The organism is Bartonella sp. B1098 (assembly GCF_944896145.1).
In the GTDB taxonomy this organism is placed as follows: domain Bacteria; phylum Pseudomonadota; class Alphaproteobacteria; order Rhizobiales; family Rhizobiaceae; genus Bartonella.
Genome location: NZ_CALYLP010000002.1, coordinates 40,411 through 56,483 on the forward strand (window position 1 = coordinate 40,411; position 16,073 = coordinate 56,483).

Below are 16,073 nucleotides of genomic sequence, written 5' to 3' on the forward strand. Positions count from 1 at the left end.
ATGGTGGAGGGGGTTGGATTCGAACCAACGTAGCATACGCAACGGATTTACAGTCCGCCCCCTTTAACCACTCGGGCACCCCTCCATTACACCGGCAAAGTCGCGCGATGAGGCATCACGACAACCATCTTGAACACCCATTCAATTCAATCTGATTGCGAAGTGGTTATGACGATTACGATTGTATCTGTCAACAGAATAAATACAATTCTGTACAAATTTCCTGCTCATAACGTTAAATTATAGATTTTTTCTAGCTATTTTTCTTATTAAAACGCTATAAAGGAGTTATGAAAGAAAAAACATCACAAAATTCTCATTATGCTCGTTTACGTCGCCGATATCGCGATGCAAAAGGCTTTCCTTCTCAATCTTCTACACATCTTAAGAAGGAAGCCGCTTCTTTACAGCAAGGAATTATCCATCTTTATGGCATTCATTCTGTCCAGGCTGCTTTAAAAAACCCAAAAAGAATTTTTAAATGTCTTTACGTTACACAAAATGCATTAAAACGATTAAATATATCCGAATCAGATTATCCTTGTCCTGTTACATTATGTACCCCCAAATATCTTGATTCGCTCGTTGGAAGTGAAGCCGTTCATCAAGGGATTGTTTTGGAAACTTCTCCTCTCAAACCATGCAAACTATCGGAACTCACCAATACTGATCTGGTCATTGTCATGGATCAAATTACTGATCCACATAATGTTGGCGCTATTATGCGCTCTGCCGTTGCATTTAAAGCTAAGGCACTTATTACCACTTGCCGCCACTCTCCCCAAGAAAGCGGTGTTCTTGCGAAAGCGGCATCAGGAGCTCTGGAAATGATTCATTATATCACCGTCCGAAATCTCGCTGAAACTCTTCAAGAACTCCATCAAACAGGTTTTACGAGCTTTGGTCTCGATTCAGAAGGGGATCAACCTTTAGAAACAACATTAACAGGGAATAAAATTGCTCTTGTTTTAGGAGCAGAAGGGAAAGGCTTACGAAAAAAAACACGCGAAACCGTTTGCGCTTTAGCGCGCCTTGATATGCCTGGAAATATTAAATCATTAAATGTTTCAAACGCAGCAACAATAGCACTTTATGTGACACATAAATATCTTAGATTCTAGCTTTTAATTTTTTGTGCAATATCAAAAAAACCACCCAACAAAAAACCTGTAAGAAACCCGCCAATATGTGCTTCCCATGCTATTGAGATACCATTTTCTTTAAACAGAACGAAAGAAATACCTATGATAACATCAGCCGCCAACCATACACCTATATAAATAAGTACGCCCTTGGAACAAAGGGCTTTTTTGATGGATAATAAAGTCCCCAAAGGTTTTTCGTTTTGCGCATTGACACCTAAACAACCGCTGGGAAAACCATAACGTGCAATAGCCCCCATCATTCCAGATACAGCACCTGATGCTCCAACAAGTGATATGATACTTTCTTGATGAAATGTAAAATAAGTCAAAACAGAAATAACTGCCGTTAGCACCCAAAAAATTAAAAAACGTAAAACACCAAAATGTTTTACTAAAGGAGAACCAAAAACCAAAAGCCAAACCATATTAAGAGCAACATGTTTAAAACTACCATGCATAAATGAATAACTCACCATGGTATAAAAAAATGCGATAGGATTCGTCTTAAACAACGCTGGTGTAAATGAAAAAAACTCAAAACTTTCAATATAACGCTGATGGGAAAAAAAATACTGAGGAATACAATAAAGACAAAAACAAAATACGATCAAGACAACAATAATAAAGGGAACATTCAATAAGGGTTCTTTGGGTTGTCTCGGCAATTGGGAAACATTCTTATCTTGATGACGAGAAACTTTCATTGGATAAAATCTCTTATTCTTTAAAAGAAATGGTCATTCTTTACACAAAGTAAAGACACCACTCCTGGTGATACGGAATTTTTTAACGCCTCTTCAAGCCCCCTTTTTTCATTTTCAACAGCTCACCGGAAAAAACACCTGTCTGTTATATAAAAGATTTTCAAAAGTATGGATATTAAAAATATAATTTACAAAATGAGTGATATCCTTCTTATTAAAATGTGTAGTTTATCATGCCATGTATAAAAACTTATGAATAAACAAACTGACTTATGAGGCACTCTATCATAAAAATATCAAATACATACATGTTGCTTTTTGCCAGAAATATCCAGTTTTTGCATTTTTTAAATCCGGCTATACTTCAATTCTAAATAATCTTAAACCTCTCTTGTTCCAATAACAGAGCTTGAATTACTTCTACTCTTTGAATGAAAAAAATCTCCATGTGCATAAAGGCTACCAACACATTTGTTTTGTCTCAATATCATCATTGGTGTTTCATAAATTACGCATTTGAAAGTCTGTTTCCCCATAAAGGCAATGTTTTGATCTATAATGATAATTTAGTTTTATTTATATTGAGTTAGATCTCTCAATACCGTAAGATTCTTCCAATCCAAACTTAGTTTATACTGGATCAAGGAAAACCATTCGCTTGCACATTACAAGGAAGAAAAGTTGTGATGATAAAAACTGTCGGGCAACATTGGAAGCGGACCCAAGTGTGTGATAGTGCCTGCTTTCTCCTTTACAAATGTAAAGATGGGAAATACTCAATGAATTTATCATTATACCACTAACAAATGCCATCGCGAAATGGATTTCACGCGCCTTAAGAAAAAGATCTCTTTAAATAGTCTTATCCACATACCCGCTGCTTATAACGAATAAGGCAATCCTTTTGATCGTTTCAATATAAGAAAGTTTGCAATGAGAAAATCATAGAAATTCAAATCTCATTCAAATTGTAAAATAATAACGCACTATTATTGAAGAGGTAAGTTTTGAGAACTCTGCTTACAATCTTTTAACCACACATCATAAATAGGATGCTCAACAGCGTTCAAACCAGGACTATCTGCAAACATCCAGCCTGTGAAAATACGCCGTATTTTTTTATCTAATGTTACTTCATTGACTTCAACAAAACCTGTTGTACGCGTTGGTTCATCTTTAGAGCTCGTATAACAAGCACGGGGTGTTACCTGTAATGCACCATACTGATAAACTTCACCAAGAGAAACTTCAAAACGCGTCGTTCGCCCCGTTATTTTATCAAGGCCTGCAAATACAACAATTCCATTGCTAATACGTTCAGCCCGTCCCCCACTATTTAAGGATAAAAACACTAAAATTTCCATTAAAAAAATATATATAAAATTTCTCACCCTCAACAATAAAAAAAAACTCATCATATCAAAACCAATCGCACCTTAAAAATAAATCTTGTTATAACGTAGAGGCAAATAAGACAAAAATACACGCGCCCATTAAAACATTTTATTTTTTAGGTGACCACGCATCATAATCTTCACGTACACAAGGACGCTCATCATTATAAGAAATAGCCCCCTTTGGTCGATAGGCCTCACTTGTTCCTGTCATATTTGCAACGTGCGGCTTCTCCCATTCATAGGGATGATAATCCTCCTGTGTTGGAGGACACTCACAGCGATGATGAATCCAGCCGTGCCAGCCTGGTGGAATAGTAGAAGGCTCAGAATAGTCTTTATAAATAACCCAACGATGCGGATAACCATCCTTATGAAATCCCCCTTCATAATATATATTGCCAAATTGATCTTCCCCTATCCGCTTACCTTTGCGCCATGTAAAAAAACGCGTACCAATGGTATTACCATTCCACCAGGTAAAGATTTGCTTAAAAAAATGAGCCATTTTCTATTCCATTTCTTCAGTATGCTCATGAAATCAATCACTGGAATAAACTTGTTAATGCTTTAAATTACCGGTCAATTCAGCACAACTCCAAGTAATAGGATAACTTTTTATCCCTTAATTTCGAGAAGATATCATATTTATAAATTCTTCTCCACCCCATAAAATTTAATCTATGCCAAGTTTTATTTTAACTAATTCATTAACAGTTTGAGGATTTGCCTTGCCGCCTGTTGCTTTCATGACCTGTCCAACAAACCAACCTGCTAAAGCAGGCTTTTGTTTTGCTTGCACAACTTTATCAGAATTATTGGCAACGATCTCATCAACAGCTCTTTCAATAGCCTTTGTATCTGTTACCTGCTTCATATTGCGCTCTTCTACAACTTGGCGTGGTTCTCCCCCCTCATTCCAAATAATCTCAAAAAGATCTTTAGCTATTTTTCCAGAAATAATACCTTCTTTTATAAGATCAATAATGCTTCCCAACTGATTTGGCGATACTGGTGACTCTTCAATTTCACGATTATCTTTATTTAAAGCCCCTAAAAGATCATTAATCACCCAATTGGCCACTATTTTTCCATCACGCCCATACGCTACTTCTTCAAAATAATCAGCAATAGCCTTTTCTGTCACAAGAATGGAAGCATCATACACTGTCAATCCCATTTCCTTAACAAAACGTGCTTTTATAGCGTCAGGCAATTCTGGTAAATCCGCTGCCAAAGCATCCACAAATGCTTGATCAAATTCTAATGGTAAAAGATCAGGATCAGGAAAATAACGATAATCATGCGCTTCTTCCTTTGAGCGCATAGAGCGAGTTTCACCTTTAGTGGCATCAAAAAGCCGGGTTTCTTGCTCTATGATGCCTCCATCTTCTAAAATTGCGATCTGACGACGGGCTTCATACTCAATCGCTTGACCAATGAAGCGAATAGAATTAACATTTTTGATTTCACAACGCGTTCCAAAAGCTTCACCAGGACGACGAACGGATACATTAACATCCGCGCGCATAGACCCTTCATCCATATTGCCATCACAAGTCCCTAAATAACGAACAATCGTACGCAATTTTGTCATATAGGCTTTGGCTTCATCTGATGAGCGCATATCAGGTTTGGAAACAATTTCCATAAGCGCAACACCAGAGCGATTGAGATCTACGAAAGACATCGTCGGATGTTGATCATGCATCGATTTTCCAGCATCCTGTTCAAGATGTAATCTTTCAATTCCTACTTCGATATCCTCAAATTGGCCTTTCGAATCTGGACCAACAGATACGGTAATTTTTCCCTCTCCTACAATGGGATAGCGAAACTGAGAAATCTGATACCCCTGCGGTAAATCTGGATAAAAATAATTTTTACGATCAAAAACAGATTTTAAATTAATATGCGCTTTTAATCCCAAACCTGTCCGAACTGCTTGACGAACACATTCTTGATTAAGAACAGGCAACATCCCTGGCATAGCCGCATCAATAAGAGATACATGACTGTTCGGCTCTGCACCAAATTTGGTTGATGCACCTGAAAAAAGTTTCGAATTTGATATGATTTGCGCATGAACCTCCATGCCAATGATGACTTCCCAATCACCTGTAACGCCAGAAATAAAACGCTTAGAATCAGGAGTACGCGTATCCATGATGCTCATTGCCAATCCACTACCAATATTTTAAAACATATGTCACGGTTTATTTCAAACCACTCACAGTACAAGCTTAGAATATAACATCACAACAAACCTGATTCCATCAGGCTTGTTTTGTTTTCGGAAATATTAAGCTTTTTTAGGAGCCTTTTTCTTAGCCGATGTTTTCTCTGCAGACTTCTCTTTCACTGCAGATTTTTTCTTTGCCGGCTTTTCCTCAGGGACATCTAACTCGTCATATTCTTTCATTAATTCTTCAATCGTCACTTCTTTATCTGTGACTTTTATCTGTGCCAACAAATGATCAATGACTTTTTCTTCAAAAATCGGAGCACGTAGATTTTCAACAGCTTCCGGAGTCTTACGGAAAAAGTCCATAATCTCTTTTTCTTGGCCAGGATATTGACGAACTTGCTCAAAAACAGCTGCTTTTAGCTCATCCTCACTAACTTTAACACCAACCTTCATTCCAATTTCAGAAAGCACCAAACCAAGACGGACGCGACGTTGCGCAAGGACACGATATTCCTCCCGCGCCTTTTCTTCTGTAACACCCTCGTCCTCAAAACTACGCCCAGCCTTTTTCAAATCATCATTAACCTGAGCCCATATATTATTGAATTCAATTTCTAAAAGTCCTTCAGGAATCTCAAAATTATAATCAGCATCTAAAGCATCAAGAATTTGACGCTTAACTTTCTGACGTGTCATTGAACCATATTGACTTTCAATCTGTCCACGAACAACCTCGCGCAAGCGGTCTAGAGATTCTAAGCCGACCTTTTTCGCCGCCTCATCATCAATTTTTAATTCATCTGGTCTAAAGACAGCTTTGACAGAAATGTCAAACTCTGCTTCCCGTCCTGCTAAATGTGTTGCACCGTAATTATCTGGGAATTTAACAGAAATCGTTTTTGCATCTCCAGCTTTTACACCAACCAACTGCTCTTCAAAACCAGGAATAAATTGTTTTGATCCAAGAATCAGTTGTGCATCATTATCTGTCCCACCTTCAAATGGAACCCCCTCAAGCTTACCTAGATAATCTATGGTAATACGATCACCTTCTTCGGAAGATCCCTCTTTTAGGGAATAATTACGCGTAGAAGAAAGGACGCGATTGACTTGCTCATCAATATCCTTTTCAGGAATAGCTGCAATTTCACGAATAACTTCAATATGTTCAAAGGCTTTAATTTCAATTTTTGGCAAAACTTCATACTTTAAACTAAAAGTAAAATCGGCTTTTCCATCTAGAATTTTCTCATCTTCATCTATATCAATTTTTGGTTGCATCGCTGGGCGTTCATTGCGGTCCGCTAAAACAGAACGTGGCGCATCAGCGAGTATCTCATTGAGAATCTCTGCCATGAAAGATTTACCATACATTTTTCGCAAATGCCCACCGGGCACTTTACCAGGACGAAAACCATTAAGCTTGATTTTACCCTTGGTATCATCCAATCGCTCATTCAACTTTTCTTCTAAATCTTTCGCTGGAACCACGATCTTAATTTCGCGCTTCAGTCCTTCATTAAGCGTCTCGGTAACCTGCATTAAACACCTTCATTTTTCTAAGGAGAGGGATAAACCCACTCTAATCATCATTACATTCTAACACTTCAAGTGTTACATTACCATGAAGCGGAATTCCAGATACGTAGAAATCCGTAGCACTTAAGGGATTGCTTTGGTGCGGATGGAGGGACTCGAACCCCCACGGTCTCCCGCCAGAACCTAAATCTGGTGCGTCTACCAATTTCGCCACATCCGCTCAAACTTAGAAAGCTAATAACCTTATACAAGCGGCGTTTCTATACCATTAATTATAGAAAAAAAGCAAACAAATATATTAAAAAAACTCAATACACCTCTTTCTTACAAAGAACAAAAACAAAATCTATGCTTTTCATACACAGCGACTTACGTTAATAAGTCAACTATGTTAAAGACATTTGATACTCCAATTCATATTATCGGTGGCGGTCTTGCGGGGTGTGAAGCAAGCTGGCAAATCGCTCAATCAGGAATTCCTGTTATTTTGCATGAAATGCGTCCCGAAAAAAAATCAAATGCCCATAAAACCGATAAATTGGCAGAACTGGTTTGTTCAAATTCCTTTCGTTCTGATGATTCATCAACAAATGCCGTAGGACTTTTACATGCTGAAATGCGATTAGCGAAATCGTTAATTATGAAAGCGGCTGATACCAACAAAGTCCCCGCGGGGAGTGCTCTTGCTGTTGATCGCGACGGATTTTCAAAAACTGTGACATCAGCCCTTGAAAACCATTCGCTTATAACGATCAAACGTGAAGAAGTTCAAGAGATTCCTAAGGATTGGCAACATGTTGTCATTGCAACGGGCCCCCTGACCTCACCTGCACTTTCTCAAGAATTACAAGCAATAACTGGTGCAAAAGCTCTTTCTTTTTTTGATGCTATTGCACCTATTATCCATACCGATAGTATTAATATGAACATTTGTTGGTATCAATCGCGCTATGATAAAATTGGTCCTGAGGGAACAGGGAAAGATTATCTTAATTGTCCCCTTAATAAGGAACAATATGAAGCATTCGTTGAAGCATTAAAAAATGCTGAAAAAACAGAGTTTCGTGATTTTGAAAAAACACCCTATTTTGATGGATGCCTCCCTATTGAAATTATGGCTGAGAGCGGACTAGAAACTTTAAGACATGGACCTATGAAACCTATGGGCTTAACCAATGCCTATAATCCAACCGTTAAACCCTATGCTGTCGTTCAATTACGTCAAGATAATAAACTCGGAACGCTTTACAATATGGTTGGTTTTCAAACAAAATTGAAATATGGTGAACAAGTTCGCATTTTTAGAATGATTCCCGGTCTTGAAAAAGCAGAATTTGCACGTCTTGGTGGTCTTCACCGCAATACCTATCTCAACTCTCCAATCATTCTTGATCAAACCCTTCGTTTAAAACAAAAAAAACAACTACGCTTTGCAGGGCAAATTACCGGATGTGAAGGTTATGTAGAATCAGCAGCTATAGGGCTTCTTGCTGGGCGTTTTGCTGCTGCCGAATATCATCACAACTGTCCTTGCCTCCCCCCACTAACCACAGCATTCGGAGCTCTTTTGAATCATATTACGGGGGGCCATATTATAGATGAAGAAGCAGAAAGACAGTCTTTTCAACCAATGAATATCAATTTTGGACTCTTTCCCCCTATTGTGTCTCTTAAAAACTCAGGAAAACGCTTGTCAAGTAAAGAAAAAAAATTAGCAAAAAAACAAGTTATAACAGCGAGAGCCCTCAATGATTGTATTCAGTGGTTAACAAATTAAAGAATCCAAGAACTCCTATTTATAAAAAGCACACGATTCGTCATTCATCCCATCTACTGAAGAAATTTCTATCATTCTTATTAAAAAATACATTATAAAACCTTGTTAAAATACTCTCTCAATCAATAGAAACGGCTTTACACTTCATCGTTTATTTAACAATGTAGGAGTAAAATATTTTGTTTCTATAGAAAAAATTTACTTTTATACACAATTTAATATATTTCAACGATAAAAATGAAATAATAAATAAATATATTATAAGAAAGAATTAGATAATACTTTAATTTTTATTACTATTAATATTTTTATACTATATATATTATTTAATCATAAGATTTTTTAATTCATTAATATTTATGATTGTCTCTTATTTTTAATTTTTGTATTATGAATAAAAATATTCTCTTGCATATCAGAAGTAAAATAAAGATATGAACCTAAAATATTTAAAACAGAGCTGAATATATCTCTTCCATCTCAAATGCCACGAAAAATCGCAATATTGAAATGACGAAGCTGCTTTATAATGTTACAATGCATTCATTCATCATAACAATTTATGTCTTTCTATAGTGAATGAGAAATTTAAGTATCGTAAAATTTTTTTATTTCAGACTCTCTTATAGTCAATCAATAAAGGTGATTTGCTTAGTCAGTTAAGCACTGGCTCACACAAGCGAAGTTAGTGTTGTAAGTTAAGAGAATTATTAAAAAAGGAATAAAACTGTCCTTTATGCGCCCGCCTCAAATGTCGCGAGCTGATTGAACCATTATAAAAACTAAGAAAATAATATGATGGCGTTAATATGCACTTCTATCAAGCAAAAAAGGTGGTTTAGTAGATTTTATACGTTTTACAGCATTTTTTGTTTTATATTTATAAGTACTGTTTCTGAATAAAAACTTTAGCCCTTCCACATAACAAAAGTTAACGTCATATTTTATAAGCTATGTAATGACTTATTATTAAAGTGGAATATTTATTGAAACGGCTAAAAATATATATTTCACGCCTATGGCATTTTATACAATTTATGAAATGAGACAAATGGTACGAAGACTCAAAATTTTTATATGAAAAACGTGTATAATATCCCTGTCTAAAAAATATCTGTAAAAAAAACCCGCTTATAAATAAATCGGGTTTTTTTAATGTTGTTTAAATTATTTTTTATTAACTGCTTCTTTAAGGCTTTTTCCTGCAGAAAATTTGGGTACAGAACGTGCTGGAATATCAATTTCAGCGCCAGTTGAAGGATTACGCCCCTTTGTCGCAGCACGATGAGAAACTTCAAAAGTGCCAAAACCTGGAAGACGCACATCCCCCCCTGAAGCTAAAGCTTCTGTTACAGAAGCCATAAAAGCATCAACAACAGCACCAGCTTGCACTTTCGAAACACCTGCCTTTTCAGCAACGGAACTAACCAATTCACTTTTATTCATGAGATATTTCCTTTCCCTATATTAGCTGACAACATGACTTAATCATGTTATTGGTCAGTTTATTGAAAAGTACAGCAAACAGAAGTCTTATTTTTATCCAATACATTGTTTTTTAGCAATAATCACAGTTATTCACGGAATTTTTCACTTTTTTTTAATAAAAAACAAAATAATAACCGTAACATCACCTTCTGTGCTTCAAAAAATGTCGTTATAAGTGAAATGAGTGAATCAGTGCGCAATCTGTATTCCTTCACTATCGCTGTTCTCTGACCGGATAGGGACAGCCACTGTAGAAGGTTCTTGCCATTCAATAGTGTCAGGAAAACGAACCAAAGCGTGTTTCAAAACTTCACTCACATGATTTACCGGAATAATTTCCATGTTATTTTTGACATCGTCAGGAATATCAACCAGATCTTTTGCATTTTCTTCAGGAATAAGTACTTTTTTTATCCCTCCTCGAAGTGCAGCTAAGAGTTTCTCTTTTAATCCACCAATTGGTAAAACACGTCCACGTAAAGTAATTTCACCAGTCATGGCTATATCTTTATGTACAGCGATCCCTGTAAGGACCGAAACAATTGCTGTCACCATTGCAATCCCAGCAGATGGACCATCTTTTGGTGTCGCTCCCTCTGGAACATGAACATGGATATCGCGTTTTTCAAAAAGTGGAGGTTCGATCCCAAAATCAACAGCACGAGAACGTACATAAGATGCTGCCGCGGAAATAGACTCTTTCATAATATCACGCAAATTTCCAGTTACGGTCATCTTGCCTTTGCCGGGCATCATTACACCTTCAATGGTCAATAACTCTCCACCCACTTCTGTCCACGCAAGTCCTGTCACAACACCAATGTGATTTTCTCCTTCAATCTGATTATAGTGATAGCGTTTAACACCTAGGAAATCATCGAGATTACTTTCTGTAACTTTTACAAATTTTTGATGCGTTTTGAGAATTTTTGTAACAGATTTACGGGCAATTTTCATGAGTTCACGCTCAAGATTACGAACACCTGCTTCACGTGTGTAAAACTGAATAATCGATCTTAGTGCTCCATCAGAAATGCTGAGTTCTTTTTTAGACAAACAGTGGTCTTTGAGTGCTTTTGGTAAAAGATGCTGCTTAACAATTTCCATTTTTTCGCATTCAGTATAACCAGCAATACGAATAATTTCCATTCGATCCATTAACGGACCTGGAATATTAAGCGTATTGGCAGTTGTGATAAACATGACATCAGAAAGATCATATTCAACTTCCAAATAGTGGTCGATGAATGTACCATTTTGTTCAGGATCAAGAACCTCTAATAAAGCAGAGGAAGGATCTCCACGAAAATCTTGTCCCATTTTATCAATTTCATCAAGCAAGAAAAGCGGATTAGATTTTTTTGCTTTTTTCATAGACTGAATAATTTTTCCAGGCATCGAACCAATATATGTTCGGCGATGTCCGCGAATTTCTGCTTCATCCCGCACACCTCCCAACGAGATACGAACATATTCACGCCCTGTTGCCTTTGCAATAGAGCGCGCTAATGATGTTTTTCCAACACCAGGAGGACCTAACAAACAAATAATGGGACCTTTTATCTTTGACGCACGACTTTGTACAGCCAAATACTCAATAATTCGTTCCTTAACTTTTTCAAGACCGAAATGTTCATTATTCATGATCTTTTCAGCAAAATCTAAATTGTTTTTAATCTTAGATTTTTTACCCCAAGGCATTGCTAATAACCAATCAAGATAGTTACGGACAACTGTTGCTTCCGCGGACATAGGAGACATATTCCGTAATTTTCTCAATTCTGCTCCAGCTTTTTCCTGTGCTTCCTTGGAAAGTTTTGTACTCTTAATACGGTCTTCTAGTTCAGAGAGCTCATCGCGGTTATCATCTCCTGCTCCTAACTCTTTTTGAATAGCCTTCATTTGCTCATTGAGATAATATTCCCGTTGGTTTTTTTCCATTTGCCGTTTAACGTGCGAACGAATACGTTTTTCAACCTGCAAAACAGAAATTTCTCCTTCCATGAAAGACAGAACACGTTCAAGACGGGCTCGTACAGGTAAGAGCTCTAATATTTCCTGCTTTTCTGCAAGTTTAATCATCAAATGAGAGGCAATCGTATCCGCAAGCTTAGATGGATTATCAATCAGCCCTATCGCATTGACCACTTCAGGAGAGATTTTTTTGTTAAGCTTTACATAGTTTTCAAAATAAGCAACCACCGACCTTGAAAGAGCTTCAATCTCAACATCACCTTCTCTAGGCTCTTCTGTAACAACTGCAAAAGCCTGATGATAACCATCACTTAAAGCAAATTGACTAATTTTTGCACGCGCAGTCCCTTCAACCAAAACCTTTACAGTGCCATCAGGAAGCTTTAAAAGTTGGAGAATATTTGCAAATGTACCAATATGATAAATATCCTCTGATTTTGGATCATCATCAGAAGCGTTTTTTTGTGTCACCAAGAGTATTTGCTTATCAACCGCCATCGTTTCTTCAAGAGCACGAATTGATTTTTCGCGGCCCACAAAAAGTGGAACAATCATATGGGGGAAGACAACAATATCACGAAGAGGTAAAACAGCATAAGCCCCATCTCTCACTTCATCTGTCTTTTCATCAATATATTGCATAACTCTCCTTTCTGGAGCCTATGAGTTATCTATAACACCAAGCCCACCCTTAGAAAACCTCAGCTCTCCACAATACACGAAATGGTAATTGCTAACACATAAATCAAGCATTATAATGATATTATTAGAAATGCCTATTAAATACCGTTCGTTACCCACTTTTATATTGTATATCGCACAATGTCATGCTGATACATTTTCTTTATCTTCTGTACGTTCTGAGTAAATATAAAGAGGACGCGCTTTCCCATCGACAACATCGCTCGAAATAACCACTTCTTGAACCCCTTCAAGAGCCGGTAATTCAAACATCGTCTCAAGAAGGATCTTCTCCATAATAGAACGTAAACCACGTGCACCCGTTTTACGTTCAATAGCCTTCTTCGCAATAGCGCGTAAAGCATCTTCGTGAAATGCTAACTCAACATTTTCCATTTCAAAAAGACGCTGATATTGCTTTACCAATGCATTTTTAGGTTGTGATAAAATTTGTACGAGAGCGTTAATGTCTAAATCCTCTAAGGTAGCGACTATAGGAAGACGCCCAATAAATTCTGGTATTAAACCAAACTTTATAAGATCTTCAGGCTCTAAATCACGAAAAATCTCACCAACACAACGTTCATCAGGAGCCTTAACAGTCGCAGAAAAACCAATAGAAGTTTTTTCACCACGCCCTGAAATAATCCGCTCTAAACCTGCAAAAGCTCCTCCACAAATGAATAAAATGTTTGTGGTATCAACCTGAAGAAACTCTTGTTGCGGATGTTTACGTCCACCTTGTGGAGGAACAGAAGCAATCGTTCCTTCCATAATTTTTAGCAATGCTTGCTGAACCCCTTCTCCAGAAACATCTCTTGTAATAGAAGGATTGTCAGCCTTACGAGAAATCTTATCGACCTCATCAATATAAACAATACCACGCTGTGCACGCTCAACATTATAATCCGCCGCTTGAAGAAGTTTTAAAATAATATTTTCAACATCTTCACCCACATAACCTGCTTCAGTCAAAGTGGTCGCATCCGCCATCGTAAAAGGGACATCAATAATACGTGCTAATGTTTGTGCGAGATAAGTTTTACCGCAGCCCGTTGGACCAACAAGAAGAATATTTGATTTAGCCAACTCAATATCACTGCTTTTAGACTGATGCGCCAACCGTTTATAATGATTATGAACTGCGACAGAAAGAACACGCTTTGCATGCTGCTGACCAATAACATAATCATCAAGAACGGATATAATTTCCTGTGGAGTAGGGACACCATCACGCACCTTAACGCCAGAAGACTTATTTTCTTCCCGAATAATATCCATGCAAAGCTCTACACATTCATCACAGATAAATACAGTAGGCCCCGCAATGAGCTTACGCACCTCATGCTGACTCTTGCCGCAGAACGAGCAATAGAGAGTATTTTTTGATTCGTTCCCGCTATTGCTAATTTTGCTCATTTTTCTTTCCTTTCACCACGATAGATGAATACTTCGCCTTTTCAAAGGAAGCTTTTCATCATGAAAACTAAAAGACATATAGAAAACCATGGATGTCTCAATATTTTTAGGTGTTTCTCTTAACTTTTTGCGATACTCTTTACAAAAATCTTCAATTAAAGTAGCTGTTTTTTCTATAAAAATTCTTAATCTTTTTCTTCTTTTTCAGTTTCTGCACGATACTGTATAACATCATCAACTAAACCAAACGCTTTTGCTTCTTCTGCTGTCATAAAATGATCGCGATCAAGCGTTCTCTCAATAACCTCATAATCCTGACCTGTATGTTGAACATAAATTTCATTTAAACGCCGTTTCATCTTTATAATATCTTGTGCATGTCGCTCAATATCTGAAGCTTGACCTTGAAAACCACCAGATGGCTGATGCACCATAATACGCGCATTTGGCAATGTAAAACGATGACCTTTTGCTCCAGCTGTGAGCAATAATGATCCCATAGATGCCGCCTGCCCCATGCAAAGCGTAGAAACAGGAGGGCGAATAAATTGCATAGTATCATAAATAGCCATACCAGATGTCACGACACCCCCTGGCGAATTAATATAAAGACTAATTTCTTTTTTAGGATTTTCCGCTTCCAAGAAAAGTAATTGTGCACAAACAAGCATTGCCATACCATCTTCAACAGGACCATTAATAAAAATAATCCGCTCCTTTAAAAGACGGGAAAAAATATCATAAGCCCGTTCACCACGATTGGTTTGCTCAATCACCATAGGAACAAGGCTTAATGCTGTTTTCATTGGATCACTCATATTTTTACTTTCCTTGTCATATAACAATCGCTTTTTACACATTCAATATTTTTATCCATAGGCTAATATTACTCTCTTGTGCAAGCGACAATCAAGAGCCCTTTAGGATAGATTAAAATCCCAATGGTTAAAATAGCGATAATAACTCTACCTAAACAAATTATGAGCCTCAGGAATGCGAGAAACTGCCCAATGATAAAAACTTCTTTCCTGAGGTCTTTGGTCTTTCTGTGAATATGAAATCCTATCAAGCGTGAATCTGTAAGCGGTCTTACGCCAAAAGCTGGTTCAAAGATGTGCTCAGTTTTTCGCCCAGTCCAATAATAAAAAGTTTCCTTTTCCTTTGCCTCGTGAAAAAAAACATATTGTTTTGCTAACCGTGAAATACCGTCATTCCCAATATCGTAACGCCAAGATTTCCCGGTAAAATTAGATTTTTTTTCTCTTTAACCAGAATGGTCTCCAAACACGACGCTTAAACCCAAGCCAATGAGGAATCATTTCTGTGCCTGCCCAATAATCTTCAAACACTTTTATAATAGGGTTATCTGGAGGAAAATAAAGGGCAGAAACACCTACTCTTCTTTTATTTTCTCTTGCCAACCAAACCTTATTCGCATCTGGATGAAACTGTCTAACGAGATAAACATCTGTATCCTAACCACACACCTTGTTGATATTTCATCAGCATAACACGAAAAAAATCCGAAAACTGAACAATTTACATCCTGGTTTATCATCAGAAAAATGGGGATCAAGGCGATAAATTGCTAAACGTGATAAAATTGATTCGGCTTTATGCTACTCAACACCAGCAGGGAGATTGTCTATTTCTTTATCATAACTAAAAAGCTTAACGCGCTGTCCAGTTTTAACCATTGAGGACAAACAAAGCCTATCCACCAATCTTAACTGTCCGCTATACCAAAAAGTACAAATATCTATC

11 protein-coding genes, 2 tRNA genes and 1 pseudogene are annotated in these 16,073 nt (G+C 37.2%); 2 read left to right on the forward strand and 12 right to left on the reverse strand.

Annotation, left to right across the window (positions count from 1 at the left end; genetic code table 11):
- Position 1: 1 nt before the first annotated feature.
- Positions 2 to 85, reverse strand: a tRNA-Tyr gene (locus NNJ85_RS00210).
- A gap of 205 nt (positions 86 to 290) precedes the next feature.
- On the opposite strand from NNJ85_RS00210, the gene NNJ85_RS00215 reads away from it, so the two are divergent.
- Positions 291 to 1,121 (forward strand): RNA methyltransferase, encoded by an 831-nt coding sequence (locus NNJ85_RS00215; protein WP_254472643.1) that lies wholly within the window; start codon positions 291 to 293, stop codon positions 1,119 to 1,121.
- Here the strand turns inward: NNJ85_RS00215 and NNJ85_RS00220 are convergent.
- The 6 genes from NNJ85_RS00220 to NNJ85_RS00245 form a co-directional block, all read right to left on the reverse strand.
- Entirely contained in the window at positions 1,118 to 1,849 is a 732-nt protein-coding gene (locus tag NNJ85_RS00220; protein ID WP_254472645.1) for a rhomboid family intramembrane serine protease, read from the reverse strand. The two genes, NNJ85_RS00215 and NNJ85_RS00220, sit on opposite strands and share 4 nt — an antisense overlap.
- Positions 1,850 to 2,838: 989 nt before the next feature.
- On the reverse strand, positions 2,839 to 3,264 hold the full coding sequence (locus NNJ85_RS00225) for a DUF2155 domain-containing protein (RefSeq protein WP_254473850.1): 426 nt from the start codon (positions 3,262 to 3,264) through the stop codon (positions 2,839 to 2,841).
- Positions 3,265 to 3,352: 88 nt separating this feature from the next.
- On the reverse strand, positions 3,353 to 3,751 hold the full coding sequence (locus tag NNJ85_RS00230; RefSeq protein ID WP_254472647.1) for an NADH:ubiquinone oxidoreductase subunit NDUFA12: 399 nt from the start codon (positions 3,749 to 3,751) through the stop codon (positions 3,353 to 3,355).
- A 168-nt stretch (positions 3,752 to 3,919) separates the two neighbouring features.
- On the reverse strand, positions 3,920 to 5,419 hold the full coding sequence (gene gatB, locus NNJ85_RS00235) for an Asp-tRNA(Asn)/Glu-tRNA(Gln) amidotransferase subunit GatB (protein WP_254472648.1): 1,500 nt from the start codon (positions 5,417 to 5,419) through the stop codon (positions 3,920 to 3,922).
- Positions 5,420 to 5,545: 126 nt separating this feature from the next.
- A complete protein-coding gene (gene tig / locus NNJ85_RS00240) occupies positions 5,546 to 6,973 on the reverse strand; it encodes a trigger factor (protein ID WP_254472649.1) in 1,428 nt (475 codons plus the stop codon).
- Positions 6,974 to 7,107: 134 nt separating this feature from the next.
- Positions 7,108 to 7,190, reverse strand: a tRNA-Leu gene (locus NNJ85_RS00245).
- A gap of 168 nt (positions 7,191 to 7,358) precedes the next feature.
- Here NNJ85_RS00245 and trmFO point away from each other — a divergent pair.
- A complete protein-coding gene (gene trmFO / locus NNJ85_RS00250) occupies positions 7,359 to 8,747 on the forward strand; it encodes a methylenetetrahydrofolate--tRNA-(uracil(54)-C(5))-methyltransferase (FADH(2)-oxidizing) TrmFO (protein WP_254472650.1) in 1,389 nt (462 codons plus the stop codon).
- A 1,167-nt stretch (positions 8,748 to 9,914) separates the two neighbouring features.
- Here trmFO and NNJ85_RS00255 read toward each other — a convergent pair.
- The 5 genes and pseudogenes from NNJ85_RS00255 to NNJ85_RS00275 form a co-directional block, all read right to left on the reverse strand.
- Positions 9,915 to 10,193: an HU family DNA-binding protein gene (locus tag NNJ85_RS00255; protein WP_005773674.1), complete on the reverse strand. Its 279-nt coding sequence runs from the start codon at positions 10,191 to 10,193 to the stop codon at positions 9,915 to 9,917.
- Positions 10,194 to 10,424: 231 nt separating this feature from the next.
- A complete protein-coding gene (gene lon, locus NNJ85_RS00260) occupies positions 10,425 to 12,851 on the reverse strand; it encodes an endopeptidase La (protein WP_254472651.1) in 2,427 nt (808 codons plus the stop codon).
- A gap of 183 nt (positions 12,852 to 13,034) precedes the next feature.
- Positions 13,035 to 14,309 carry an ATP-dependent Clp protease ATP-binding subunit ClpX gene (gene clpX, locus NNJ85_RS00265; RefSeq protein ID WP_005773676.1) on the reverse strand — a complete coding sequence of 425 codons (1,275 nt, stop codon included), beginning with the start codon at positions 14,307 to 14,309 and terminating at the stop codon, positions 13,035 to 13,037.
- A 185-nt stretch (positions 14,310 to 14,494) separates the two neighbouring features.
- Positions 14,495 to 15,127: an ATP-dependent Clp endopeptidase proteolytic subunit ClpP gene (gene clpP, locus NNJ85_RS00270; protein ID WP_005773677.1), complete on the reverse strand. Its 633-nt coding sequence runs from the start codon at positions 15,125 to 15,127 to the stop codon at positions 14,495 to 14,497.
- A gap of 147 nt (positions 15,128 to 15,274) precedes the next feature.
- Positions 15,275 to 16,072 (reverse strand): annotated as a pseudogene (locus tag NNJ85_RS00275) (hypothetical protein).
- Between the last annotated feature and the right edge of the window lies 1 nt (position 16,073).

Excerpts from the sequence above, each read along its gene's own strand:
- NNJ85_RS00230 (WP_254472647.1), bottom strand. The coding sequence starts at position 3,751 with ATGGCTCATTTTTTTAAGCAAATCTTTACCTGGTGGAATGGTAATACC.
- clpP (WP_005773677.1), bottom strand. The coding sequence starts at position 15,127 with ATGAGTGATCCAATGAAAACAGCATTAAGCCTTGTTCCTATGGTGATT.
- NNJ85_RS00225 (WP_254473850.1), bottom strand. The coding sequence starts at position 3,264 with ATGAGTTTTTTTTTATTGTTGAGGGTGAGAAATTTTATATATATTTTT.
- gatB (WP_254472648.1), bottom strand. The coding sequence starts at position 5,419 with ATGAGCATCATGGATACGCGTACTCCTGATTCTAAGCGTTTTATTTCT.
- tig (WP_254472649.1), bottom strand. The coding sequence starts at position 6,973 with ATGCAGGTTACCGAGACGCTTAATGAAGGACTGAAGCGCGAAATTAAG.
- NNJ85_RS00220 (WP_254472645.1), bottom strand. The coding sequence starts at position 1,849 with ATGAAAGTTTCTCGTCATCAAGATAAGAATGTTTCCCAATTGCCGAGA.
- trmFO (WP_254472650.1), top strand. The coding sequence starts at position 7,359 with ATGTTAAAGACATTTGATACTCCAATTCATATTATCGGTGGCGGTCTT.
- NNJ85_RS00215 (WP_254472643.1), top strand. The coding sequence starts at position 291 with ATGAAAGAAAAAACATCACAAAATTCTCATTATGCTCGTTTACGTCGC.
- clpX (WP_005773676.1), bottom strand. The coding sequence starts at position 14,309 with ATGAGCAAAATTAGCAATAGCGGGAACGAATCAAAAAATACTCTCTAT.
- lon (WP_254472651.1), bottom strand. The coding sequence starts at position 12,851 with ATGCAATATATTGATGAAAAGACAGATGAAGTGAGAGATGGGGCTTAT.
- NNJ85_RS00255 (WP_005773674.1), bottom strand. The coding sequence starts at position 10,193 with ATGAATAAAAGTGAATTGGTTAGTTCCGTTGCTGAAAAGGCAGGTGTT.